General features: G+C 63.7%; 19 protein-coding genes. 11 read left to right on the plus strand and 8 right to left on the minus strand.

What is annotated here, in order from left to right:
• Window positions 1-29: 29 nt before the first annotated feature.
• The 3 genes from OPIT5_02775 (at window position 30) to OPIT5_02785 (ending at window position 2803) form a co-directional block, all read left to right on the plus strand.
• Window positions 30-857 carry a nitrate ABC transporter ATPase gene (locus OPIT5_02775; protein ID AHF89345.1) on the plus strand — a complete coding sequence of 276 codons (828 nt, stop codon included), beginning with the start codon at window positions 30-32 and terminating at the stop codon, window positions 855-857.
• A gap of 78 nt (window positions 858-935) precedes the next feature.
• The gene (locus OPIT5_02780; GenBank protein AHF89346.1) at window positions 936-1379 is read left to right on the plus strand and encodes a cyanate hydratase; all 444 of its coding nucleotides are present in this window, start codon (window positions 936-938) and stop codon (window positions 1377-1379) included.
• A gap of 164 nt (window positions 1380-1543) precedes the next feature.
• Window positions 1544-2803 (plus strand): hypothetical protein, encoded by a 1260-nt coding sequence (locus tag OPIT5_02785; GenBank protein AHF89347.1) that lies wholly within the window; start codon window positions 1544-1546, stop codon window positions 2801-2803.
• Window positions 2804-3086: 283 nt separating this feature from the next.
• On the opposite strand, the gene OPIT5_02790 is transcribed toward OPIT5_02785, so the two are convergent.
• Genes OPIT5_02790 through OPIT5_02800 form a run of 3 tightly spaced genes read right to left on the minus strand, consistent with a single transcriptional unit; the run spans window position 3087 to window position 7914 of the window.
• Window positions 3087-6197, minus strand: coding sequence for a glycoside hydrolase family 39 (locus tag OPIT5_02790; protein AHF89348.1), 3111 nt, complete (start codon window positions 6195-6197; stop codon window positions 3087-3089).
• Between the two features lie 59 nt (window positions 6198-6256).
• Window positions 6257-7225 carry a hypothetical protein gene (locus OPIT5_02795; protein ID AHF93999.1) on the minus strand — a complete coding sequence of 323 codons (969 nt, stop codon included), beginning with the start codon at window positions 7223-7225 and terminating at the stop codon, window positions 6257-6259.
• Window positions 7226-7272: 47 nt separating this feature from the next.
• Window positions 7273-7914 carry a hypothetical protein gene (locus tag OPIT5_02800; protein ID AHF89349.1) on the minus strand — a complete coding sequence of 214 codons (642 nt, stop codon included), beginning with the start codon at window positions 7912-7914 and terminating at the stop codon, window positions 7273-7275.
• 99 nt (window positions 7915-8013) lie between these two features.
• Between OPIT5_02800 and OPIT5_02805 the strand changes: the two genes are divergently transcribed.
• Window positions 8014-9060: a LacI family transcriptional regulator gene (locus OPIT5_02805; GenBank protein AHF89350.1), complete on the plus strand. Its 1047-nt coding sequence runs from the start codon at window positions 8014-8016 to the stop codon at window positions 9058-9060.
• Here OPIT5_02805 and OPIT5_02810 read toward each other — a convergent pair whose 3' ends face one another.
• Window positions 9061-9312: a CopG family transcriptional regulator gene (locus tag OPIT5_02810; protein ID AHF89351.1), complete on the minus strand. Its 252-nt coding sequence runs from the start codon at window positions 9310-9312 to the stop codon at window positions 9061-9063.
• 500 nt (window positions 9313-9812) lie between these two features.
• Window positions 9813-10964: a galactokinase gene (locus tag OPIT5_02815; GenBank protein AHF89352.1), complete on the minus strand. Its 1152-nt coding sequence runs from the start codon at window positions 10962-10964 to the stop codon at window positions 9813-9815.
• A 378-nt stretch (window positions 10965-11342) separates the two neighbouring features.
• Between OPIT5_02815 and OPIT5_02820 the strand changes: the two genes are divergently transcribed.
• The 4 genes from OPIT5_02820 to OPIT5_02835 all read left to right on the plus strand — a co-directional run bounded on the left by OPIT5_02820 (window position 11343) and on the right by OPIT5_02835 (window position 15343).
• The gene (locus OPIT5_02820; protein ID AHF89353.1) at window positions 11343-12137 is read left to right on the plus strand and encodes an ATPase; all 795 of its coding nucleotides are present in this window, start codon (window positions 11343-11345) and stop codon (window positions 12135-12137) included.
• A gap of 242 nt (window positions 12138-12379) precedes the next feature.
• Window positions 12380-13270 (plus strand): hypothetical protein, encoded by an 891-nt coding sequence (locus tag OPIT5_02825; GenBank protein ID AHF89354.1) that lies wholly within the window; start codon window positions 12380-12382, stop codon window positions 13268-13270.
• Between the two features lie 140 nt (window positions 13271-13410).
• A complete protein-coding gene (locus OPIT5_02830; GenBank protein AHF89355.1) occupies window positions 13411-13641 on the plus strand; it encodes a hypothetical protein in 231 nt (76 codons plus the stop codon).
• A gap of 82 nt (window positions 13642-13723) precedes the next feature.
• Window positions 13724-15343, plus strand: a complete 1620-nt coding sequence (locus OPIT5_02835; protein AHF89356.1) for a DEAD/DEAH box helicase — start codon at window positions 13724-13726, stop codon at window positions 15341-15343.
• A 114-nt stretch (window positions 15344-15457) separates the two neighbouring features.
• Here OPIT5_02835 and OPIT5_02840 read toward each other — a convergent pair whose 3' ends face one another.
• From OPIT5_02840 to OPIT5_02850, 3 genes are all read right to left on the minus strand, one after another.
• Entirely contained in the window at window positions 15458-15655 is a 198-nt protein-coding gene (locus OPIT5_02840) for a hypothetical protein (GenBank protein AHF94000.1), read from the minus strand.
• Between the two features lie 133 nt (window positions 15656-15788).
• Window positions 15789-17444 carry a Fis family transcriptional regulator gene (locus tag OPIT5_02845; GenBank protein ID AHF89357.1) on the minus strand — a complete coding sequence of 552 codons (1656 nt, stop codon included), beginning with the start codon at window positions 17442-17444 and terminating at the stop codon, window positions 15789-15791.
• Between the two features lie 177 nt (window positions 17445-17621).
• Window positions 17622-18716: a twitching motility protein gene (locus tag OPIT5_02850; GenBank protein AHF89358.1), complete on the minus strand. Its 1095-nt coding sequence runs from the start codon at window positions 18714-18716 to the stop codon at window positions 17622-17624.
• A 143-nt stretch (window positions 18717-18859) separates the two neighbouring features.
• Between OPIT5_02850 and OPIT5_02855 the strand changes: the two genes are divergently transcribed.
• The 3 genes from OPIT5_02855 to OPIT5_02865 all read left to right on the plus strand — a co-directional run bounded on the left by OPIT5_02855 (window position 18860) and on the right by OPIT5_02865 (window position 21367).
• Window positions 18860-19777 carry a dihydrodipicolinate synthase gene (locus OPIT5_02855; protein AHF89359.1) on the plus strand — a complete coding sequence of 306 codons (918 nt, stop codon included), beginning with the start codon at window positions 18860-18862 and terminating at the stop codon, window positions 19775-19777.
• A 64-nt stretch (window positions 19778-19841) separates the two neighbouring features.
• On the plus strand, window positions 19842-20588 hold the full coding sequence (locus OPIT5_02860) for a dihydrodipicolinate reductase (protein ID AHF89360.1): 747 nt from the start codon (window positions 19842-19844) through the stop codon (window positions 20586-20588).
• 149 nt (window positions 20589-20737) lie between these two features.
• Window positions 20738-21367: an ATP-dependent DNA helicase RuvA gene (locus tag OPIT5_02865; protein ID AHF89361.1), complete on the plus strand. Its 630-nt coding sequence runs from the start codon at window positions 20738-20740 to the stop codon at window positions 21365-21367.
• Window positions 21368-21430 lie beyond the last annotated feature (63 nt).

Below are 21430 nucleotides of genomic sequence, written 5' to 3' on the forward strand. Positions count from 1 at the left end.
GAACCAATCCGATACACCTCCCGCCTTACATGTCCGGAAACAAATACCTTTACATCGACCACGTCTCGAAGTCCTTCCCTTCGCTCGATCCCGCTGCGCGCCGCGGCGCGCAGGTCACCGTCTTTGGCGGCGTGGCCTTCGAGCTTCGCGAAGGCGAGTTCATGAGCATGGTCGGCCACTCCGGATGCGGCAAGAGCACCCTGCTCAACATCATCGCCGGCTTCGATGCCGCGAGCGAAGGCGGCGTGTTCCTTCAGGGCAAGGCCATCACCCGACCCGGCCTCGATCGCATGGTCGTCTTCCAGAGTTTCGCGCTCATGCCTTGGCTCACCACCTTCGAAAACGTGCGCCTCGCCGTCCGCCAGGCATATCCCGACCGGGACCGGGCCGGGATCGATGACTGGACGCAAAAATACATCGACCTGATGAACCTCACCGGCGCCGAGCGCAAACGGCCCGCCCTCCTCTCCGGCGGCATGCGCCAGCGCGTCGGCATCGCCCGCGCCTTTGCCGTCAATCCCAAGGTCCTGCTCCTCGACGAACCCTTCGCGCAGATCGACGCTCTCACCCGCGGCAGCATCCAGGAGGAACTCGTCCGCATGTGGCAGGCCACGCGCAGCACCGTCTTCATGGTCACGCACGATGTGGACGAGGCCATCCTCCTCTCCGACCGCATCGCCCTCATGAGCAACGGTCCCGGCGCCGAGCTGGCCGAGATCGTCGAGGTGGACATCCCGCGCCCCCGCACCCGCGCCACCCTCATCGACAACCCCCGCTACATGCAGCTCCGCAATCACATCCTCCAGTTCCTCGTCGCCGGCGCCAAGCGGCCTCCGTCCGTCGCGGCCGCCGCCTGATCCGCCTTTCACCCGCTTCGCGTCACATCGCCGGCAGCCTGCCCCGCGACCGGCGGACCTCCCGTTATTTTTTTCACCATGATCAAAACAACCATGACAGAAAAGATCCTCGCAGCGAAAGCCGCGAAAAACCTCACCTGGAACGCCATCGCCCAGGCGGCGGGGCTCTCCGAAGTCTTCACGACCTCGGCCTGCCTGGGCGAAAACGCCCTCGATCCCGACGAGGCCGGCAAGGTCGCGACCGTCCTCGGGCTCGGTCCCGACATCGCTGCAGCGCTGGTCGAATATGCCAACAAGGGCGAAGCCGCCACGACCATCCCCAAGGAACCCTTGCAGTATCGCTTCCAGGAAATCCTCTACGTTTATGGCGGCACCCTGAAGGCCCTCATCGAGGAAAAATTCGGCCCCGGCATCATGAGCGCCATCGACTTCACGATGGACGTCGAAAAAGTTCCCGATCCCAAGGGCGACCGCGTGAAGATCACCATGAACGGCAAATTCCTCGGCTACAAAAAATGGTGAGCCGGTGACGACGGCGGAGTGAGAGGCGGCGCGTCCGTCTCCTCCCCCCCCTCCGCCCTCTGCAGACTCCTTCCTCAACTCTTGGCGGAAAACAGTCCGCCGGGCGCGCTTCGTCGCGTATCCAGAAAACAAAAACAACAGAAACCGCACGCATGAAAACGCACATCCACCGCCTGATGTTCCTCACGGCGATGTCCTCCGTCGCGCTGACCCTTGGGCCGGCGCTTTCCGCCCAATCCGCCACTCCCGCCGTCACTGCCACCCCCGCCGCCGAGCCTGATGCCGCGCCGCTCACGTTCCAGGAAGCGTTGCAAAACGGCAAGGTCACCCTCGACGTCCGCCTCCGCTACGAGCACGTGGACCAGGACGGTTTTGCCGAAAAGGCCGACGCTCTCACGCTGCGCACCCGCCTTGGCTACGGCACCGCGGCCTGGCACGACTTCAAGGCCTACTTCGAGGTCGAGAACACCACCGCCCTCGTGGACGACTACGCCGACAGCGTCACCGCCAAGCCCGGGTATCCCGTCGTCATGGACCCCGAGGTCACCGAGGTGAACCAGGTCTGGCTCTCCTACACCTTCGCCGACACGCAGGCCACGATCGGCCGCCAGCGCATCGTGTATGACAACGCCCGCTTCGTCGGCGATGTCGGCTGGCGTCAGGACAACCAGACCTTCGATGCCGTCCGCCTCCGCAACACCACCCTCAAGGACCTCGCGTTCGACTACGCCTGGCTCTGGAAAATCAATCGCGTCCAGGGCGACGATCGCGACTGGGATTCCAACTCCCACCTGCTCAACGCCAGCTACAGTGGCTTCAAGCCCGGCGTGCTCACCGCCTACGCCTATCTGCTCGACTTCGACGGCCCCGCTCCCTCCGTCGCCGCCAGCACGCAGACCTACGGCCTGAGCTTCGCCGGCTCCACTCCGCTCAACGACACCCTCAAGCTCACCTACCGCGCCGAGTACGCCTTCCAAAGCGACTACGCCGACAATCCCGCCAGCTACGACGCCTCCTACTACGTGGCCGAGCTTGGTGTCGCCCTGCCGAAGTTCGCCGTTGCCGCCGGCTACGAAGTGCTCGGCGCCGACGACGGCCAGGGCTTCCGCACGCCACTCGGCACCGTGCACGCCTTCGGCGGCTGGTCCGACTTCGCGCTGCCCGTCGGCAACATCCCCGGCGGCATCCGCGACCTCTACCTGAAGGTCTCCGCCACGCTGCCCTACAAGATCGGGCTGCTCGCCTTCTACCACCAACTCGAGGCCGACGAAGGCGGTGCGGATTACGGAGACGAACTCGACCTCCAGCTCACCTATCGTATCAACAAAAACCTGACACTGCTCGCCAAGGCCGCCTTTTTCGACGGCAAGGATACCTACGCCGACCTCAACAAATTCTGGCTCCAGGCCGATTACTCCTTCTGAGCGGGAGCATCGGCCCGACTTTGCCCGGCTCAATTAATCCCGGGCAACCAAGGCGCTGTGTTGTTGGCGTTTTCTGAGCAGCAGGAAAACGCCTCCGGCGCAGGCGGGGGCCAGAAGTTGATATGGATTTAGTCTTCAGCGACGTTGTCGTTTTTCAAGTAAGCTTCAAACCGTCGGGATGTTATCCCGAGCGCTTCGGGAAACTTCCATTTGGATCATATATATCCATCTATGGAATGAGCATCAGGAGTGGCAACGGATACGGGTCAAATGTAAGCATCAATCATTTATTGTCGGATACAGGCAGGCTCCAAGCCTGGTAGAGGCGGCTGTTGCTTTGCAGGGCGGTGACGGTCAGCTTGTCGCCTTTCCGTAGTGTGAGCGGCTCGCTCATGAGGATGGCGGACAATTCCACCCAACCGCGTCCCCGCCCGAGTTCGCGGGGAGGCCATGCGGGCCAGAAATTGGCCGGGACTGGCTGGCCGTTGACCGTGATCGCGTAACGAAACCCGCCGCCACGCACTGCCAGCACGATGCGAGCGGAGCCAGCGCCTGAGTCTTCCCACAACGTCCAGCCAACGGATTCGCCGCCATTGAGTTTGTTCCGTGACCCAGTCTGTGGATAAAGGTCGGCCTGTTTGAGAGGGAGCGGTCGCAAAGCGGGAAGCATTTGCTCGATTTTGGTCGGAATGGGAAGCGGCACGGGAGCCTCCGGCAGTGCAACGAGTTTTCCAATACTCGTGGTGAGCGAGGGCGGGGTGGGTTCGGGCGGTGGAATGGCTTCGATGACTTGCGCGGTGAGGGGTTGCGGCGGCGTTTCGTAAAGAACATAAACCGGGGCTTCGGTTAACGGCCACATGGCCCCGGCGGCGTCCGTCTCGGGAATCAGTTCATTGCCCCACAGATCGAATGTTTTTGTTGGTTGCCTGCCGAGACGGATTTTTACGGGAACGATGCGGGCAGGCTTGAAATAGGTGGATCGGGGCGGCCTGGCCTCGGATGAGGCGGCAGCGGCGACAGGTTTTTGATCGTCGATGCCGGCGATGCCCGCAATGGGTGCGGTTTCGATGGCGGCATCCGCAGCTTTGGTTTTGCGCGGATCGGTGACGCCCATGTGGAAACCCTCGGGTTCAACGCGCCAGAAGGCCAGCACATGGCGTCCGTCGGGGAGTTTGTATTCATGCGCCTGCACGTTGTCGTGCCAGACGTGGGCGCGGACATAGGTTGCATCGCCGAGCAGACGGCTGAACCAGCCGACGGCGGGGGCGGGCATGAGGGGCGAGGTGTCGGCTGCGCCGGTCTGCATGAGGCGGTGGTGGATAAATGTTTTTTCGACGCCGTAGGCGGAGGAGAGGAGGAGAAAGCGGGTGAAAAAAGCGGTGGCCCGCCTCGGATCGAGGGGACGGAAGCTCCAGGTGTTTTTCCAGTTGGGCCAGTGGCCGGGCAGGGCTTCGGCGGCGATCTGGTCTTGCCGGACGGGCACGCCGGCAATCAGGAGATCGAGGCCGGAGTGGTAGCCGATCTCGGTGTTCCAAACGGGTTTTTCCACGCCGAAGCGTTTCATGATGCGACGCACGGTTTCGACGCGGTGAAGGTAACTTTTCTCGCTGTTGAAATGGTACCCGATCTCCGGAGGGAAAGGCGTTGTGTAGGTGTGGATGGAAATGATGTCGCAGTAGTCACCACCGCCGAGTTCGAGAAAGCGTTCGAGGAACGGGAAAAAATGTCCGGTGCCGGAGGGGGCCAGGATTTTGGCGCCGGGATCGACGGACTTGACCGCAGCGTAAGCGGCACGCACGAGTTCGAAGTAGCTTTCAACAGGTCCGTGGAAAAAGAAACCGCGGGGCTTCAGGCTGTTGTTGTTGGGTTCGTTCCAGATTTCGTAATGCGTGACGCGTCCTTTGTAACGTTCGGCGACGCGACGGCAGTATTCGCTCCAGTCTGCTATGTCCTTTGGCGGTGAATACGCTCCCTTGCCTCGATAGGTGCCGCGTTCAGGTTCGGTGGCGGCCCATTCGGGAGTCATGCCCAACACGACGAGAGGCGGGGCCAGTCCGGCTTCTTCGGTGCGTTGCACGGCGGCATCGAGCATGCTCCAGTCCCATTGTGCAGGGGATGTCTGGATACCAGACCAGTGAACGGCACGTCCGCCAAAATCCCAGAACCGAACCCATTTGGCGCCGGTGAGCGCATAGGGCGCGCCGTGGGTGCCGACCTGGCTGGAGTTGTTCATTTCGTCGGCACGCGGCGCGGCGGTGATTCCGTAGGCAACGGCGCGAGGTGCTCCCATGGGCGCACCGACAGCGGCAGGAGAGGCAGCATGATCAGCGGAAGGGGGGGCGTGGAGTGAGAGGTGCGCGGTAAAGTAACCGTAGCGGCCGGCGGGGAGGTCGATGTCCATTTGCCGTTCTTCGCCGGGCGCGAGTGTGAGCGGGATGTGTTGCGCGTCACCAACGGGTTGATCCTGCCACTCGGCAATGGCGACGCGCAGAATGCCGGAGGCGGAATGCGTGGCGGCGTTTCCTGCGAGAATCGTGAGGCGGGCGTCGGGCGAGTGGAGGGGCCAGAGATAACCGCCCATGTAATCACCACCGATGTTGCGAAGCCCGGGCGAACGGGTGGCGTCGTGCGGGAGGGCGGAGCCGGGGCGGGTTTTTGTTTGGAAATAAAGGCTCTCCGCCGGGAGTGGTTCGATGGTGAGCGCAATGATGCGTTGCGGATGCGGTGCGGCCGGCGGGGCGGTTTCCGCAGCGGTCGCAACGGCGGGGCGCACCGAGAGGGCGAAGTCAACGATGGGGGCAAGGCGGCCCTCCCAGAGGCCAATGACGCGGGGGTTTTGCGGCAGGCCGCCGGGTTTGCCGCGAGCTTCGCCGATGCGGGCTTCGATGCGGTCGCCGCGACGGACGAACGCGAGGGAAACATCTCCGGCCCCTGTCGTTGCAGGCAGAGTGATCCATGCGCCGGTTTCCGCATCTTTGCCTTGTTCGTGGAGAACAAGGCGGGCGCGGGAAACCGCCGGTTCGTATTCGATTTTTAATGACCATTCGCCGGCGTCGAGCAATGCGAAGCCGAATGGCGCAGCCTGCGGATCGGCTTCAATGCGCATCTGCGCGACAAAATCCCCGAAGGCCGGTCGCGGCTTCATGGAGCGGAGCGGGTAAAACCGGTAACGCAGCGTGGTGCGGCCACGGGAGGCGGGGGTGGCCGCATCGTCAATGCCGGGAGAGAGCAGCAGGCGTTTCGCATCCGGCAAGACGACGGCGTCGTCGGGACGCCCTTCGGTGAGTGTCCAGGTTTGTGGCGAGAGGGCTTCGTCAAAGGTCTCGCGCCGGTTTTCGGGAACTGCTCGCAACAGGGGTTGCAACAGGCCGGTGAGGGCGGCGGCGGTTGCAATTGTCGATAAAAATGGATGCATGGATGGTGGCGATGACGACACGCCTGAAACAGGGTCGGTCAGGTGGTGTGTTTGCGTTGCGCGGTGGCGCGGCGAAGCACGATGAACATCAACGCGCCGAACCCTGCCAACAGCAGGGTTGCGTGCGCGGGTTCCGGAACTTGCGTGGTGCGCAACGTCAGCGTCAGGTCTTGGTCAACCAGGTAAACACTGCGGTGTTGGGCGGCGCTGCCACGAATGGCGAAGGCGAGTTGTTCGTTTTCGGCAAGCACGATTCCTGTCAGGCTTTCCGGAAGCGTTCCCTCAGCCTGATCGAACACCGTAAAGGTTCCCGTCAAACCGACGTTAGCCGTTGTTGTGTTGAACAGAACGGACACGTCTCCGCTGACGCTGATTTTGGCGATCACGATGTTGAGATTTCCGGGAGACGCCGTGTTGTCCAACTGCCAGGAAAGTTTCCCTCCGATGTCATACACGCCACCGTCGATGGAAAGCTCCCTGTAGGTGGTGATTATCCAGGCTGGTCTGAGTTCGGGCGGAGGATCGTTCGGATCAGCCGGGCTTTTCACGTTCCAGTAAGTTTGTATCCTGTCTGCAAATGCCCGGACTCTGGATCGACCGCCAGTGGTGTTAAGATTGAAAAGGCTGTCGCCCGAGACGTAGTTCACGGGGGTCCACGTTGTGGGTGAGGTGAGCGTGGTGATGCCGGTCTTGATTGTCCCGCCTTCGCCATCATCGCTGATGGAAACACCATCCTGACGGTAATAACTCCAGACGGCGGCGGTCGGATTCGAGGCGGTGCCGTGTGTGTTTTGGCCGCTTGTCTTCACGACGGCTTCAGCGGTCCAGCTTGAATAACGTGAAACGTCAATTCCGGTGGCTTGTGCGCGGGCGGTGCTTGCGCCCGGCCCAAACGCGAATCCGGCGAGTGTGAGTGCGCCGGCAGTGGCACACATTGTGTGCGACCATGCGTTCAGGCGACGGCGGGCGATGAGACGAGGCGGTTGTTTTGTGGTGATGGTGTTCATGGGCGTATTCGCGGATTGGTTATGGATTGGCGGAGGAGGGGGAGATGTCAGTTTTGCTTCAATGCTTCGGAGAGTGCGGTTACGTCCATGAGGTCGCGGGCGGATTTTACGTGGAAATCAACATACAGGATGTTGCGGACGGAGGTGTGTGTGTTGGGCGTGATCCAGGTGGTGTCACGCTCGCCCCAGCGTTCGTAAGCGAGGATGGCAAGGGAGGGGGCGTTGAACGAGCGGATGGATTTCCGGCCTTTTTCGCTGCGTCCAAACCCATCCCAGCTGCGATTTTGTTGATACGAGTTGCGAAGCCATGAGTTGGTGTAGGTGCGTTCGAGAACGGGTTTTGCTGTCGGGCAGGAGAAGACACCGGTTACGGGAGCACCGTCTGTCTTGATTTGCACGTAGGGGCGGAGTGCCGCGAGGCTTGCGCCACCGGGAAAGTCGGCGTCGGAGTAGGGTGGAAGGAGGTCTTTTTGCTCACCGAGAAACAGCGAGTAGGCCATGCCAAGCTGGCGGAAGTTGGAGAGGCATTGCGTGATGCGCGCCGATTCGCGCACACGACCGACAACCGGGATCAGGATGCCTGCGAGGATGCCGATGATGGCGATGACAGTGAGCAGTTCGACGAGAGTAAAGGCACGCCGGGATGGGGATGAGGCGTGTGACAGGATATGGGTAAACGGAGGGTGCATGGGGAGACCCAACGGAATGACACCGAGCAGCGCAAATGCCGTGAAGCTAAACATGTTTAGTTGCCCGTACAGAATCTCACCGGTAGAAATATCTCCGCCATGCTCAATATCCGCGAACTCGCCCAACTCGCCAGCGTCAGCCCCGGCGCGGCCAGCCTTGCATTACGCGGGCGACCGGGCGTTTCCGAGACAACACGACAGCGAGTCCTGAAGCTCGCCGCCGAACACGGATACAAGCCCAACCCGATGGTCACCGCACTCATGAGCCAGGTGAGTACGCGATTGCGGAGGCGGGTGGAATCGATCGTCGGCCTGCTCTCCACACTCGACGTAAAAAAATACCCCTTGCACAGCACGCCGGGTTTGTTCCTGAAGGGCATCACACATGAGGCCGGGCGCGCGGGGTTTCTGGTAGAGCAATTTTGTCACGTGCACTTCACCGCCGCCGAGGTGCCGCTTGCCCGAATGCTCGATGCACGGCGTATCCGCGGACTCATTTTGCATCAGATGCAGGACGATTTTGATGCTCTCGAAATCGATAAAGACCAGTTCGCCTTCGTTGCCATTGGCGTGCCGGTGCCTGGTAGCAGAGTGGATTTCGTCTGCAACGACCACGGGCACAGCGTGCAACTCGCCACTCAGAATCTCCTGCGTCTCGGCTACCGCCGTCCCGGTCTGGCGCTGGATGGCAACCGTCCCGAGCACGCCGAATCCGCCATGCTCTCGGCCATGTTGCTTGCCCAGTTTCGCGCAGGAAATCCCGGTGTGCCGCCGTTGCTCAGCAAGGACTGGGGACCGGAGGTTTTCCTCGCCTGGTATCGCCGCGAAAAGCCCGACGCCATCATCTGCTCCGATCACCTCGCACTCGACTGGCTACGCGGTGCGGGCGTGCGGGTGCCGGGCAGCAGCAAGCGCGGGCGCAGTGGAAGTAATGGTAACGTGGCGTTCGCTCACCTCGATCTCGACCCCGGTTGGAAAGGCATCGCCGGCATCGACCAGTGCAACGACCAGGTCGGCGCGGCGGCGATGGACCTCCTGATTTCGCTCCTCAACGCCAACCGCTACGGCCTGCCCGCGCATCCGCGCACCGTGAAACTTCAGGGCGAATGGCATGACGGCGCCACCGCGCCGCCGGTGCGTCGCTGATCAATCGTCGGTCCGGATACGGTCGGATTCCTGGTCAGGCGGGATGTCCGGGACTGCGGAGAGAAACGCATCGAACTCGCGCCGGTTGCCTTTCGCGGCCTCTTCACGCAGATGATCGAGGGTGACAAGCGCCGCCATTTTCTCGGCGGCAGCGGAAACGATAAACTGGTCAACGCTCCAGCCATCACGGAGAGCAAGTTCCCGGATGTTCCTGTGCAGGGATTCGGGGAGTTGAACGGTGAGCGTGTTCATGATTTGGAGGATTGTCGGATGTTTTTCAGGAAATCGCCCGGGGTCACAGCCGCAATGCCAAGTTGGTTGCAACCCCGGAAGTCCTTTACACTGCGATCCCGGGGATTCGTTGCAGTGCGCGAGGATTCTGAATGCCGGAGAAGTTGAGGATTCCGGGGACGCTGGCTTGCCCTCTGCGCCCACTCCCAACCTCTGTGGTGCAGATTTTTACACCGCAGAGATCGGGAGTGGGCGCAGAGAAAAAGACAGAGAGTGAGACGGAGAGAAAGAAAGAGAGAGAGGGAGGTTACGCCCTCCCCGTACCTTGTTTCCTTGCCCGCCTCCCCCCCCCCGGAGCCTGCGAACTTACGTTCGCGGCTACAGGGCGCAGCTACAGGGCGCGGACCGGCTAAACGGATACGGCGCGTCAGCGCCTCGCCTCTGAATCGGGCGACGCTTCGCGTCTTCGTCATCACCACACGCAGGGACGCGTTTGGCTACACATGGCCGCATGGCGCCTCTTACATCACCGCCGCACCCGGTCCGGTCTGCATGTGGAGGATGTCGGGGCGGGAGCCGAATTTCGCCGCATAGGCCTCGGCCACCTTTTCGGCCTGCGCCTGGCCGAAGTTGCCGTCCGTCAGCGACATCACCGCGCCGCCAAAACCGCCGCCGCTCAGGCGCGCGCCGTACACGCCCGCGGCCTTCTCCAGGGTGTCCACCAGAAAATCGAGCTCGGGTGTGCTGTTTTCGAAAAGATGCTGCGAACTGCGATGCGAGGCGGTGAGGAGTTTTCCGACGGCAACCAGGTCGCCTTTCGCGAGCGCGGCTTTCGTCGCATCCACGCGGGCGATTTCTTCGGTGATGTGTCGTGCTCGTTTGAATACAACGGGATCGAGCTTGCCTTCGGCCGCGAGCACCTGCGCGGGCGTCACCTGCCAGAGGAGTTCGACGCCGAGGGCCTGGGCGGCGGCCATGCACTCGCGGTTGCGCGCGGCATAGAGGCCGTCGACGAGCGCGTGTTTGGTGTGCGTATTAAAAATCCAGAAATGCGCGTCGGCCGGCATCGGCACGGTGGAGAATTTGGGACCGCGGCAATCGATGAACACGAGATGGTCTTTCTCGCCGAAACCGGAGACGCCCTGGTCGAGAATGCCGCAAGGCACGCCGACGAAGTGGTTCTCCGCGTGTTTGCCGATCTTGACGAGCGTCTCCCGGTCGGGGTTTTGGCCGGTGATGCCGAGGAAGGCGAGGGCCGAGGCGAGTTCGATGGCGGCGCTGCTGGAAAGGCCGGAACCGGCGGGCAGATCGGCATCGGCGAGGTAATCGAAACCGGCGGGCGCCCGCTGGCCGAATTCCGGAAGCGCGGCGAGGATGCCGAGCGGGTAGTTCGCCCAGGAGGCCTTGCCTTCGAGGCGCGCGAGCGGAGCGGCGGAGTCGAGTTCGATTGTCTCGCCGGTGTAAACCGCATGCAGGCGGCGGCGCGAGGGCGCGGCGGCTTCGGCGGGAGCGATGGCGACCCACACGCCCCGGTCGATGGAAGCGCCGAGCACGGTGCCGCCGTTGTAATCGGTGTGGTTGCCGATGAATTCGATGCGGCCGGGCGCACGGGTGACGAGTTGCGGATCACGGCCGTAAATGGCGCGAAAGCGGGCGATGAGCTGGGCCTTCATGAGATGGTAACAGGTAGCGTGGCGATGGAGGGAGGTCGGAAAGAGTGATCGGGAGGAAAAACGAAACGGAAACGTTCAGCCTGCCCGCGGGCGCGAGGCGAGCGCAAAGAGAGAAAACCTGATCGCGTGTCGCGTGGAAACAGGGAGGCAGCGGGTCCGACGGAGCGGCGGCATTCCTGCCGCTGCGACGAGGCGCGTCAGCGCCTCGCCCAGTGCCTCGCCGCCCGAACCGGCGACGCATTGCGTCGTCAGCAGCGGCAGGTACCGAGGCCGAAGGCCGACAGCTTGCCATGCCGCCGCTCCTTGCCATCCGTCCCGCATCCGGTCCAGCCTTCCGGCCAGACAAGCCAACACCACACCATCCCCCCCGCCGCCGCCGTGATCTACCTGCGCCATATTTCCTTCAGTCCCCGGTCCGGACCCGGCCCCGAGCCAGATCTCGAGGCGTACCCGTTCACCGTGCCGTCGCTCGGCGGGTTCGACGAAATGGAAATCACGACGCCGGTGACGTTTTTCGTCGGGGAAAACGGTTCCGGCAAATCCACCTTGCTCGAAGCCGTGGCGCTCGCCGCGCGGCTGCCTCCGGCCACCGGAGCGCCCCTAGAGCACGACGAAACCCTCGACCCCGTCCGCCCGCTGGCCCGCGCGCTGCGGCTCGGGTGGCGCCCGCGCACGCACTACGGTTTTTTCCTGCGAGCGGAGGATTTTTTCAATTTCGCCCGCGAAACACGCCGCCGCGCCGAGTCGATGGACGAGATGGCCGAGCGCTTCAAGGACGACCCGCGGGTGCGCGGTTACATGTTTGCGCAAAAACAGGCGCTGACTTCGCGCTACGGCGAGGACCTGCACGCGATGTCGCACGGCGAGAGTTTCCTTAAATTTTTCCAGACCCGGTGTGTCCCGGGCGGATTGTACCTGATCGACGAACCCGAGGCGGCGCTCTCGCCGCAGCGCCAGCTCGCGTTCCTCAGCCTGATGAAGGCGCTGGTCGAGGAGGGCGCGGCGCAGTTCATCGTGGCCACGCACTCGCCGCTGCTGCTCGCGTACCCCGGCGCGCGGCTGCTCTGTTTCGACGACGGCCGGCTCGCCGAAACCGCGTACGACGACCTGCCGCATGTGCAACTGACCCGCAACTTCCTCGCCAATCCGGAACGGTTCTTGCGGGGATTGTAACCCCGCTCCCCTCTTCCCGGATTTCCGGATTTTTTACACAAAGTTCGCAAAGGACGCGAAGGAGACAAGGTGCACAAGGGTTCCCTGCTTCCTCGCAGCTTTGTCACTTCGCGCTCTTCGCGAGCTTTGTGTAAAAATTCAGCGAAGACGCTCATCAGGACGCGCATCAAAACGCCCATCTGAAAACGAATGCTCCCCGCCGACCGTTGCCCCGCGGCCTTCCGGTTTGCGGGATGGTTTGCATGAACCCGCACCGTTGCCTCTCCCGCCTGTTCTCCCTGCCTGCCGTCCTGCCGGCCGCCGCTGCCGTGGTCGCGCTCGCCGCCTCGCCTCGCGTCATCGCTGCAGCCGACGCGCCCGGCAAGACCACCGCGTCGGCCACCACCGTCGCGCAACCGGCCACGCCGCCTGACGCCGCCAGGTTCGATCTCTATCTGCTCGTCGGCCAGTCCAACATGGCCGGACGCGGTCCGCTCACCGATGCCGACCGCGCGCCCGACCCGCGCGTGCTCGTGTTCGGACCGGAGGATGCATGGCAGTTGCAGGGTGAACCGGTTCACTTCGACAAACCGAAAGCGGCCGGCGTGGGCCTCGGGTTCACCTTTGCGAAGCTCATGGCGGCGCAAAAACCCGGCGTCACCATCGGCCTGATCCCGTGCGCGGTCGGCGGCACCCCGCAAAGCCGCTGGATGCCGGGCGGCGATCTTTACGAAGAAGCCGTCCGCCGCGCCCGCCTCGCCCAGCCCTCCGGAAAACTCCGCGGCATCCTCTGGCACCAGGGTGAAAGCGAATGCGGCAGCGAGACCAAGGCCCGCGCCTATGCCGCCAACCTCGCGAAAATCGTGGCCGGTTTCCGTCGCGATCTGGACGCGCCCGACGTCCCCTTCGTGGCCGGCGAACTCGGCGAATTCCTCTACACACGCTCCGCCAACAAGTCGCCGTGGGCGCGCGTGGTGAACGAACAGATCGATTCTCTCCCGACGCTCGTTGCCGCTGCCGCCACGGTGCCCTCGCATGGCCTCGCCCACAAGGGCGACGAACTCCACTTCGGCTCCGCTGCACAACGCGAATTCGGCAAACGTTACGCCGAAGCAATGATCCGCTTGCAGACGGCTGCTCCGGACAAGCCATAGCCTTGCAATTTAATAACTTATTCAATCTGTTATTCTATAAAGACTAACAGATCAACTGAACCATATCGCAGGCCAGCGCATCCGGATAACAGTCGCCACCTCCGGTAAATGCCCCATAGTTGCAAACTCCCTCTTGCATTATGGACCCACATAACCCTGACCGGCCAACACCGGAGAACGCAGACATCCTGGGAAGAAGCGATGCCAGAACACGCGCTCCCGATTCGAGCGCCTTCCAAAAACACCGGCATCCCGCCAAGCCCGCGCACGCAGATTTTCGCAAGACCAAGGCGTTTTTCAAGATCCTGCTGATTCTGGGATTCATCGCCGGGCTTCTCGCTCTGGCCTGGCTGGCGGCACGACGCATGTAACCGCCAGGAAATATCCCTTGCGCAGATTGCAGGTTGCCAACCGGCGTTCTTCGGCGAGTCTCCGGAGTTTAATCCGATATTTATGTTAAGAAAGCTCATCGCGAAGATCCGCGCCAAGATCGCGCCTTCGTCTCCGGCCAGCCCGGCAAAATCATCCGGCGGCACCTCCGTTTCCGCATCCTCAGGCTCCCGCGACGCCGCCGCACGCGACAAGGGCGACCGTTCCCGTCCGCGTGGCGAACGCGGCGAGCGGTCCGGTCGCCAGCCGCGCGAACCCCGCGAACCGCGCGGCGAATCCCGCGAGGGCGGCAGCCGCAGCGGCGGACGCAGTCGTCGCGGCGGCCCCGGCGGTGAAAGCCGTGAAGGACGCGGCGGCCGGCGCGGCGAACGTCGCGAACGCCCCCCGCGTGACGAAACCTTCGAGCATCCGCGCCGCGATCCGATAAAGCCCGTCACGCCCGTCGAGATCCCGCCGCAGGACACCGCGTTCAGCAAGCTCGGGCTCAACGACGCCATCGCCTTCGCCGCCGCCGAAATGGGTTACACCGATCCCACGCCCATCCAGGCCCAGGCCGTGCCGCTCGTCCTCGAAGGCCGCGATGTCACCGGCTCCGCGCAGACCGGCACCGGCAAGACCGCCGCCTTCGCCCTGCCTGTCCTCCACCGCCTCGGCGCGCACGGACGTCTCCGCTGCCTCGTCCTCGAACCGACCCGCGAACTCGCGCTCCAGGTCGAGGAGGCGTTCCAGAAATACTCCAAATACACCGACCTCACCACCACCATCGTGTACGGCGGTGTCGGATACGGCAAACAGCGCGAGGACCTGCAGCGCGGCGTCGACGTCCTCGCCGCCACCCCCGGCCGTCTGCTCGACCACCTCGAACAGGGCACGCTCACACTCGATAGCATCGAAATCCTCATCCTCGACGAGGTCGACCGCATGCTCGACATGGGCTTCCTGCCCGATGTGAAGCGCATCGTCCAGCAATGCCCGCGCGAGCGCCAGACGCTTTTCTTCAGCGCCACCCTCCCCCCCGAGCTCGCCCAGCTTTCGAGCTGGGCGCTGCGCGACCCCGTGCAGATCAAGATCGGCCAGCGCCGCTCGCCCGCCGAGACTGTCTCGCACGCCTTTTATCCGGTCGTGGCTTCCCAGAAATTCGACCTGCTGATCGAGCTCCTCAAGCGCACCGAATTCAAGAGCATCATCATTTTCACGCGCACCAAGATGGGAGCCGACCGCATCGCGCACCGCCTCCAGCGCGAGCAGCACACCGTCGGCGTGATCCACTCCGACCGCAGCCAGCGCGAGCGCGTCGAGGCGCTCGAAGGCTTCAAGAGCGGCAAGTTCGAGGTGCTCGTGGCCACGGACATCGCCGCCCGCGGCCTCGACATCGCCGGCGTGTCGCACGTGATCAACTACGACGTGCCGGAAAACGCCGAGGACTACGTCCACCGCATCGGCCGCACCGGGCGCGCCAACGCCACCGGCGACGCGTTCACGCTCGTCACCGAGGACGACGTGCGCGACGCGCGTTCGATCGAGCGCTACATCGACGCCGCCATCGAGCGAAAGAAACTCGACGATTTCGACTACATCTATTCGGCGCTCTTTGACGAAAACGCCACCGGCGTCGCCGCACCTCCGAAGACCGCCGGCCGCCTCGTTCGCGGCATGCGCGGCGGCAGCCGCGGTCGCCGGTAAACCGGTTGCAGCCCCGTGGCGCGGGCGTCCCGCCCGCTCCCACTCTTTCTCGTTCTCTCACTCTTTCTTGTGCTGCGGCGCGTCGTGCGAGTGCCGGAGCAGGAGAATGATCGATCAGGAGAAAGAGAAGGAGAACGAACCCGGACCGGAGAAAGAGTACGAGAACGATTCCGGCGTGGCACGGGCATCCTTGCCCGTGAGCGTTGCCTCTCCGCGCCGTCCGGAAACAAACCGGCGGCGTTTTGCTGCCGATCCGTCCACGGCCAGGATGGCCGTGCCACGCCGGAGGCGGGCGGGACGCCCGCTGAACACGGGCTGGAAGCCCGTGCCACACAATCCGGCGGCTTCGCCGTCTGCGGGCGGGACGCCCGCGCCACGACGCTCCGCGTCACATCAGATGTCAAATGACTGTTTCTTGCAGGAGCAAGAGAGCCGGCGCCGCCGGTCAGAGCCCGAGTTCCTCGACGCGTTTTTTCAGGGTCGCCCGGGTGATGCCGAGAACATCCGCCGACTGGGCGACATTGCCGCCGGTGGACCGGATGACGCGGATGATCATTTCGCGTTCGAGGCGTTTGAGGAGAGGCTCGTCGCCGCCCGCGAGGGCATGGTGAAGAAAATCCAGCGCGGCCTCGACGGTGAGGGCGGGCACCGTCGCGACCGGGGCAGACGGGACAGCCGGTGCAGGCGCGACCGGTTCCGGCCCGGTTTCCGGCGGCGCGTCACCGGTGGCTGACGCGGCGACGGATGTCGCCGGATGCGTTGGCTGGCCGGAGCCCGGGGCTGCGGTATCCGCCGGCGACGCTGCCGGGAAAGGGGCGACGGAGCCGGCGGGTGCGGCAGGCACGGGAGTCGGGAAGGCGCCTGGCGCCGGCGCGGTTCCGGGGACTGCGGCAGCCGCTGCCGCAGGGCGCACGGTATCGCGAATCTCGGCGGGCAAGTCCTTGGGCAGGATCATGTCGCCTTGCGCGATGACGGCGCTGCGGTAGACGACGTTCTCGAGTTCGCGCACGTTGCCCGGCCACTCGTAGCCGGCGAGGATGTTGATGGCCTCGGGCGACACCTTGCTGACGCGGGTTTTTTTCTGTTTCACCAGATTCTGGAGACAGAAATCGATGATCTGCGGGATGTCGCCAATGCGGTCGCGCAGGGGGGGCATTTTTATGCGCACGACGTTGAGGCGATAGTAGAGGTCTTCGCGGAAGGTCTTCGTCTTCACCATGGCCTCGAGGTCCTTGTTGGTGGCGGCGATGATGCGCACGTCGACGCGGATGGTCTCGGTGCCGCCGACACGCTGGATCTCGCCCTGCTGGAGGACGCGCAGGATCTTGGTCTGCGTGGCGAGGGCCATGTCACCGATCTCGTCGAGAAAGATGGTGCCGCGGTCGCAGAGCTCGAACTTGCCGATGCGCTGCGTGGTGGCCCCGGTGAACGAGCCTTTTTCGTGCCCGAACAGCTCGCTCTCGATGAGGTTGTCGGGGATGGCGGCGCAGTTGACGGCGATGAAGGTTTTGGAAGCGCGGTGCGAGTGTTTCCAGATCGAGCGGGCGACGAGTTCCTTGCCGGTGCCGCTCTCGCCGGTGATCATCACGGTGACGTCGCTGGCCGTGACCTGGCCGACGATCTTGAAGACGTCCTGCATGACGGGCGAGGCGCCGACGATGCCTTCGCGGTAATCGTCGACGTTGATGGTCGGTTTGTACTCGCCGGCGGTGCGCATGTCGTGATGCGCCTTGAGGGCGTTTTCGGCGAGCGTGAGCACCTTGGCCGGGTCGAACGGCTTCATGATGTAGTCGAACGCGCCGTACTTCATCGCCTCGATGGCGGTTTGCGCGGTGCCGAAGGCGGTCATGAGAATGACGAGCTGGCGCGGGTTGGCGGAGCGGATGTGCTGGAGCGCTTCGAGTCCGCTCATGCCGCCCATGCGCACGTCGAGAAAGACGACGGCCGGGTGCGGCCCTTTCTTGACCATGGCCACGCCTTCCTCGCCGCTGGCAGCCTCGGCGACCTGGTAGTTTTTCGAGGAAAGCACACGGCTGAGCGAATAGCGGACCTCGGCGTCATCATCGATGACAAGAATAACGGGAGAACTGGAATCGGGCATGGCTGGTGGCTGGAGAGTGTTGGTTGCGAAGGGCGAGCCTTGCGCGCAGGAGGGCATGGCGCAAGCATCGGCATCGGGCAGGGGAGGGTGCGACTCCATGCAGCGACGTCATGTGCGAGCAGGCCTGAAATACCCGGACCGGGCGGCAGGCCCGGGTGTCATGCCGCTCAGGCCTGCTCAGGTCTTGAAGAAGATGCCCTTCATGTTCATGTCGAGCGCCTGCGGGTTGGGCGAGAAGCGGATGGCGTCGGCCTTGGTGATCTTGTTGGCCTTGAACAGGCGGAGCAGTTCGCGATTGAACGAGAAACTGGCCGAGTCGGTGCCGGTTTCCATCATGGCCGTGATCTTTTCGGTCTGCGCCTCGGCGATGAGGTTTTTCACGACGGAGTCGGCCGTGAGGATTTCGCAGGCGGGCACGCGGCCGCTGCCGCCGAGCGTGGGGATGAGTTTCTGGCAGATGAGGCCGCGCAGGGTGTTCGACACCTGGCGGCGGGCGAGGGTCTGCTCCTCGGCCGGGAAAAACTCGAAGAGGCGCGTGAGACCCTGCGCCACGGTGTTGGCGTGCATCGTGGTGAGCACGAGGTGGCCCGTCTCGGCGGCGGAGATGGCCGTCTCGAACGTGATCCGGTCGCGCATCTCGCCGATGAAAATGATGTCGGGATTCTGGCGCAGGACGGAGGTGATGCCGAGTTCGAAGGTCGGCACGTCGAGGCCGACCTCGCGCTGCTGGAAGACGGACTTCCGGTCGTCGAACGTGTACTCGATCGGGTCCTCGAGCGTGATGACGTGGCGGTCGAGGTTCTGGTTGATCCAGTTGAGCATGGCGGCGAGCGTCGAGCTCTTGCCGCTGCCGGTGGCGCCGCAGACGATGATGATGCCGTCCTTCACGTTGGTGATCTTGAGGATCGGTTCGGCGGGCAGTTGCAGGCCTTCGAGAGTGGGAACGTCATTCTTGATGTAGCGGAACACCACGCTGACCGTGCCGCGCTGGCGGAAGGCGTTGACGCGGAAACGGCCCATACCCTCGACCACATAGGAGTAGTCGATTTGCGAATTGGTTTTCCAGGTCGGGCGGAACACTTCGGGAACGCTTTCCAGGACGAAACCTTCGACGGTTTCTTTCGTGAACGGCTCCATCTCGACGGCGTTGAGCTTGCCGGAGAGGCGCAGGTGGCCGGGGGAGCCGGTTTTGACGACAACGTCGCTGGCGCCGCTGTCGACACCGAGTTTGAGGAGCGCGTTGAATATTTCGACGGGTGTGTGTTCAGGCATAGGAGAAAGGGAGTGGCAGGAGAGGGGGGATGAAGCGGGAGATCGGGAAGGTTTGGCCGGAAAACGGGAAAAAAGTTGCGCCGGAGATAAATCGGGCTGCTCTCGTCGTGCAAGGTAACTCTCCTCGTTCTTCTCCTGTTCCCATGAAGCTCCGACCACTGACCGGTGCCATTACGGCCCTCGTCACCCCTTTTACAAAAAACCAGCAAGTCGCCTGGGGCGACCTCTCCCGACTCGTTGAATACCAGATCAAATCCGGTATCAACGGCCTCGTCCCGGTCGGCACGACGGGGGAGTCGCCCACGCTCGCCCACGACGAGCACATGGAGGTGGTCCGCGCCGTCATCACCGCTTCCCGCGGGCGAGTGCCCGTGATCGCCGGCACCGGCTCCAACTCCACCCGGGAGGCCATCGAGCTGACGGCCAACGCCCACGCCGCCGGGGCCGACGCCATGCTCGTGGTCGCTCCCTACTACAACAAGCCGAGCCAGGAGGGGCTTTTCCGGCATTTCAGCGCCGTGGCCGAGGCCACCAGCCGGCCGGTCATCCTGTATTCGATCCCGGGCCGTTGCGGCATCGAGATCGGCGTGCCCGTCATCGAACGGCTGCGCGCCCGGTATCCGCACGTCCGCTACATCAAGGAGGCGGGCGGCTCCGTGGACCGCGTGGACCAGATCAAGCAGGCGCTCGGCAACGACATCACCGTGCTCAGCGGCGACGATTCGCTGACGTTGCCCTTCATGTCGGTCGGCGCCGAAGGCGTCATCAGCGTGGCCTCCAACCTCTACGCGAAGGAAGTGGCTCAACTCGTGCAGTTTGCCCTCGCCGACGAGTTCTCGAAGGCAACCCGGCTCCACCGCCGGCTGTATCCGGTGTTCAAGGCGCTTTTCATCGAGCCCAACCCGGTGCCGGTCAAGGTGGCGCTCGCCCGCGCCGGGCTCATCGGCAGCGACGTCGTCCGCCCGCCGCTCTGCGAGATGGCCGACGACACCCGCGCCACGCTCCTCGCCGCGCTCGATGGCTTCGGCGGCAAGCGCCGGAAGCAGCCGCGAAAGTCATGACGATCCGGCGGCCATTTCTTCCGGCCTTGTCTTTCGATCTTCAGCCTTCAGTTCTTCAGCCTTTATGAACATCGCCCTTGTGGGAGCCCGTGGTCGCATGGGCCACGCCATCGCCGCCGCCGCGCAGGAAGCCGGCGACACCCTCACCGCCGCGCTCGATGCCGGTGACGATCTCGCCGACGGCATCGCCCGCGCCGAAGTCGTGATCGATTTCAGCTTCCATTCGGCCACGGCCGGAGTGATCGAACTCGCGGTGAAGTATAAAAAGCCGCTGGTCATCGGCACGACCGGCCACCCGGCCGACGAAAAGAAAAAACTCCTCGCCACCCTCGCCGCCGCGCAGATCCCCTGCGTATGGGCGGGCAACTACTCGGTCGGCGTCAATCTCCTCTATGCGCTGACGCGCCGCGCCGCCTCGGTCCTCGGCTCCGACTACGATGCCGAGGTGGTCGAGATGCACCACCGTTTCAAGAAAGACGCGCCGAGCGGCACGGCCGCCCGCCTGCTCGAAATCATCCTCGAGGAACGCAAGCTCGGCGCCGATGCGCTCCGCCACGGCCGAGAAGGCATCACCGGCGAGCGCCAGCCGACGGAGGTGGGCATCCATTCGTTGCGCGGCGGCGACGTCGTGGGCGACCACACGGTGATGTTTGCCGCGCTCGGCGAACGGCTCGAACTCACGCACAAGGCGTCCGACCGCGGCATCTTTGCCCGCGGCGCCGTCCGCGCCGCCCGCTGGCTGACGGAACCGGCGACGAAGCCCCGGCCGGGCGTTTACGACATGCAGGACGTGCTGGGGCTGATGGCGTGATGAGGAATTAATAATTAAAAATTAATAATGGACGGAGTGGGACAGGCACCCTGTCATTCCGGTTCAAATTCCGCATCTGTTTCGTTCCCGGTCCTGTTTCCGAATTCTTAATTATTAATTTTTAATTCCTTAATTATCAACTCTTCCCCGTGATCACTTCCATCCAGGGCCTTTTGACCGAAGCCACGCCGCTTCGCGCCGTCATCGAAATCAACGGACTCGGTTACGAGGTAAACATCCCCGTGACCACCGCCGAAAAACTTCCGGCGGTCGGCGCCACCGTGAAGCTGCAGACCCTCGTGATTTACCGCGAGGACGCGCAGACGCTTTACGGTTTCGCCAGCGCGGAGGAACGCGACTTTTTCAGGATGATGATCGAGCACGTCAGCGGCGTGGGGCCCAAACTCGCGCTCACGATCATGAGCCGCATGTCGCTGCCGGTGCTCGAAGGCGCGATTCGCGCGGGCGACATCAGCTCGCTTTCGAAATGCCCCGGCATCGGCAAAAAGACTGCGGAGCGTCTCGTGGTCGAATTGCGCGCCAAGGTCGGGGCGACGTCTTCCGCTGACGGCACGTCGCCGGTGACGGGCGGCGGCGCGGGGGGGACTGCCGGAGCGGCGGGCGGCGGTGGCGGTTCGCATGTGCGCGATGCCGTGCTCACGCTGGTGGCGCTCGGTTACAAGCAGGCCGAGGCGGATGAATCCGTCCGCCGCGCCGGCCTGGCGATCGGGCCGAAGGCCACCACCGAGCAACTCGTCAAGAAAGCGCTGGGAGGGTAAGCCGGCCCGCGCCACGTCAAGGCCGTCTGCGTCACATCAAGATATGCACGATAACCGGCCAGC

The organism is Opitutaceae bacterium TAV5 (assembly GCA_000242935.3).
Lineage (GTDB): Bacteria > Verrucomicrobiota > Verrucomicrobiia > Opitutales > Opitutaceae > Geminisphaera.

Excerpts from the sequence above, each read along its gene's own strand:
- OPIT5_02775 (AHF89345.1), top strand. The coding sequence starts at position 30 with ATGTCCGGAAACAAATACCTTTACATCGACCACGTCTCGAAGTCCTTC.
- OPIT5_02780 (AHF89346.1), top strand. The coding sequence starts at position 936 with ATGATCAAAACAACCATGACAGAAAAGATCCTCGCAGCGAAAGCCGCG.
- OPIT5_02795 (AHF93999.1), bottom strand. The coding sequence starts at position 7,225 with ATGAACACCATCACCACAAAACAACCGCCTCGTCTCATCGCCCGCCGT.
- OPIT5_02800 (AHF89349.1), bottom strand. The coding sequence starts at position 7,914 with ATGCACCCTCCGTTTACCCATATCCTGTCACACGCCTCATCCCCATCC.
- OPIT5_02805 (AHF89350.1), top strand. The coding sequence starts at position 8,014 with ATGCTCAATATCCGCGAACTCGCCCAACTCGCCAGCGTCAGCCCCGGC.
- OPIT5_02810 (AHF89351.1), bottom strand. The coding sequence starts at position 9,312 with ATGAACACGCTCACCGTTCAACTCCCCGAATCCCTGCACAGGAACATC.
- OPIT5_02815 (AHF89352.1), bottom strand. The coding sequence starts at position 10,964 with ATGAAGGCCCAGCTCATCGCCCGCTTTCGCGCCATTTACGGCCGTGAT.
- OPIT5_02825 (AHF89354.1), top strand. The coding sequence starts at position 12,380 with ATGAACCCGCACCGTTGCCTCTCCCGCCTGTTCTCCCTGCCTGCCGTC.
- OPIT5_02830 (AHF89355.1), top strand. The coding sequence starts at position 13,411 with ATGGACCCACATAACCCTGACCGGCCAACACCGGAGAACGCAGACATC.
- OPIT5_02835 (AHF89356.1), top strand. The coding sequence starts at position 13,724 with ATGTTAAGAAAGCTCATCGCGAAGATCCGCGCCAAGATCGCGCCTTCG.
- OPIT5_02845 (AHF89357.1), bottom strand. The coding sequence starts at position 17,444 with ATGCCCGATTCCAGTTCTCCCGTTATTCTTGTCATCGATGATGACGCC.
- OPIT5_02850 (AHF89358.1), bottom strand. The coding sequence starts at position 18,716 with ATGCCTGAACACACACCCGTCGAAATATTCAACGCGCTCCTCAAACTC.
- OPIT5_02855 (AHF89359.1), top strand. The coding sequence starts at position 18,860 with ATGAAGCTCCGACCACTGACCGGTGCCATTACGGCCCTCGTCACCCCT.
- OPIT5_02860 (AHF89360.1), top strand. The coding sequence starts at position 19,842 with ATGAACATCGCCCTTGTGGGAGCCCGTGGTCGCATGGGCCACGCCATC.